Consider the following 2771-nt stretch of genomic DNA (forward strand, 5'->3'; position numbering starts at 1 on the left):
GCCACCGCCGTCTCGCGCCGGTCGGCGGGCTCGCCCGCCGGGGCGCCCGGCCCGCCGGTGGGGGTGGCGGACCTGCGCGGGAGCAGGAACCAGGCGATCAGCGCGCCGGCCACGGTGATGCCCGCGGAGAGCGAGGCGACCACGTGCATGGCGCTGATGAACGCGTCGTCGGCCGGGCCGAGCAGGGCCTCGCCCCGGGGGCCCATCCGGCCGGCGATGACCAGGGTGGCCTCCAGGGACTCGCCCGCCTTGTCGCGCAGCTCCGCCGGGAGCTGGGCCAGGGTGTCGCCCATGTGGTCGCGGTACACGGTGGAGAGCACCGCGCCGAGCACGGCGACGCCGAGCGAGCCGCCGACCTGGCGGAAGGTGTTGTTGACGGCCGACCCCGCGCCCGCCTTCTCGCGGGGCAGCGAGCCCATGATCGCGACGGTGACCGGCGGCATGACGTGGGCCATGCCGGCGCCCATCAGCAGGCCCAGCACGATCAGCACCCAGATCGGGCTGGTGGCGGTCAGCACGGCATAGCCGACGAAGCCGGCCGCGATCAGCAGCATGCCGACGGCGGCGGTGGCGGCGACGCCGAAGCGGTCGACCACGAGCCGCGCCCGGGGCGCGAACAGCAGCTGGGCGCCGGCCAGCGGGAGCATCAGCAGACCGGCCTGGAGCGCGCTGTAGCCGCGCACGCTCTGGATGTAGAAGACGCCGAAGAAGGAGACGCCCATCAGCGCGAAGAACACGACGCCGACGACGACCACGGAGGCGCTGAACACCTTGTTGCGGAACCACGTGACGTCCAGCGCGGGGTGCGCGGTGCGGCGCTCGAACCAGACGAACGCGCCCAGCGCCACCAGGCCGATCAGCACGGGCCCCCAGGCCGCGGCGGCGGTGAAGTCGGCGAGCTCGCCGCCCTTGATGATGCCGTAGATCAGCGCGACCAGGCCGATGATCGACAGCAGCACGCCGACCGGGTCGAGCCGGCCCGGGTTCGGGTCCTTGGACTCCGGCACCAGGATCACCATCGCGATCACCGCGACGATGACGATCGGCACGTTGATCAGGAAGACCGAGCCCCACCAGAAGTGCTCGATCAGGACGCCGCCGGTGATCGGGCCGATGGCGATCGCGAGGCCGACCGCACCCGCCCAGACGCCGATCGCCTTGGGCTGCTCGGAGCGCTCGAAGACGTTCATGATGATGGCCAGCGTGGCGGGCATCGCGAGCGCGGCGCCGACGCCCATCAGGCCACGGAAGCCGACGAGTTGGCCGGGCGTGCCGGCCAGCGCGGAGAGCAGCGAGGCGATCCCGAAGACCACCATGCCCGCGAGCAGCGCGCGCTTGCGGCCGAAGCGGTCGCCGAGCAGGCCGGAGGTGAAGAGCAGCCCGGCGAACACCAGCGTGTAGGAGTTGATCGACCATTCCAGGTCGCTCTGGGTGGCGCCGAGTCCGACCGGCGCCGGGGTCGCGATGGTCTTCATCGCGACGTTGAGGATCGAGTTGTCGAGCACGACGACGAGCAGGGCGAGCACCAGGGTGCCGAGGATCGCCCAGCGCCGGCGGTGGATTGCTTCCGGCACGCGGGGTGGCGCGACTGCGGTGGTCATTGGTCTTCCCGTCCGTGATGGTGTGGCACTGGCGGGCATTTCCGAGCCGCGTACGTCTCGTAACCCCCTCGAACAGCGTAGCCGCATTTTCGATACGAGACGACGCCGTATCGCAAAAAGGTGGCAAAGGCCGCCGGTGTGCCGCAGATCGCACCGGGCTCCGTGCACCCGTCTTTGCGCAGCCGCCCGGGCGTGCAAGCATGGAGGGGATCCGGGGACGCCGTACGGCGCCACGAGACGACAACCCTTCAGGAGCCTGTTCGATGAACGCTTCTTCGCCTTCGCCTGCCCAGAACCAGGCGTCGCCCGCCACCCTCTACGGCGGGGTCACCAACCGACGCGTCACCGTCCGCGACCTCGCCGCCGCCAAGCAGCGCGGCGAGAAGTGGTCCATGCTCACCGCGTACGACGCCCTCACCGCGGGCGTGTTCGACGAGGCCGGCATCCCCGTCCTGCTGGTCGGCGACTCGGCCGGCAACTGCCACCTCGGCTACGAGACCACCGTCCCGGTGACCATGGATCAGATGGTGATGCTCTCCGCCGCCGTCGTCCGCGGCACCCAGCGCGCGATGATCGTCGCCGACCTGCCGTTCGGCTCCTACCAGGAGTCCCCCGCCCAGGCCATGCACAACGCCGCCCGCCTGATGAAGGAGGCCGGGGTCGGCGCCGTCAAGCTGGAGGGCGGCGAGCGCAGCGCCCGCTCGATCGAGCTCCTGACCGAGGCCGGCGTCCCGGTGATGGCGCACATCGGCCTCACCCCGCAGTCCGTGCACGCCCTCGGCGGCTACCCGGTCCAGGGCCGCGGCGACGAGGCGGCGCACCAGCTGCTGCGCGACGCCAAGGCCGTCCAGCAGGCCGGCGCCTTCTCGGTCGTGCTGGAGGCGGTGCCCGCCGAGCTGGCCAAGCAGGTCACCGAGCAGCTGGCGATCCCGACCGTCGGCATCGGCGGCGGGCCCGACACCGACGCCCAGGTGCTCGTCTGGACCGACCTGGCCGGCATGACGGCCGGCCGGGTGCCCAAGTTCGTCAAGCAGTACGCCAACCTGCGGGCCGTCCTCGGCGACGCCGCCCGCGCGTACGCCGAGGACGTCCGCACCGGCGCCTTCCCGGCGGCCGAGCACAGCTTCCGCTGACGCGCCGCCGGCTGCGGCCCCGCTCCCCCGCCTTGGT

At 72.2% G+C, this 2771-nt stretch carries 2 protein-coding genes; one reads left to right on the forward strand and one right to left on the reverse strand.

Going from position 1 to position 2771, the window contains the following annotated elements; translation table 11 throughout:
- On the reverse strand, positions 1–1601 hold a 1601-nt coding region (locus AB0O00_RS34610), incomplete at its 3' end, for an MFS transporter (protein ID WP_363658615.1).
- Between the two features lie 263 nt (positions 1602–1864).
- On the opposite strand from AB0O00_RS34610, the gene panB reads away from it, so the two are divergent.
- Positions 1865–2734, forward strand: a complete 870-nt coding sequence (gene panB / locus AB0O00_RS34615; RefSeq protein WP_363658617.1) for a 3-methyl-2-oxobutanoate hydroxymethyltransferase — start codon at positions 1865–1867, stop codon at positions 2732–2734.
- Positions 2735–2771 lie beyond the last annotated feature (37 nt).

It is taken from the genome of Kitasatospora sp. NPDC093558 (assembly GCF_040683475.1).
In the GTDB taxonomy this organism is placed as follows: domain Bacteria; phylum Actinomycetota; class Actinomycetes; order Streptomycetales; family Streptomycetaceae; genus Kitasatospora.

Coding starts and splice junctions, on each gene's coding strand:
- panB (WP_363658617.1), top strand. CDS start 1,865: ATGAACGCTTCTTCGCCTTCGCCTGCCCAGAACCAGGCGTCGCCCGCC.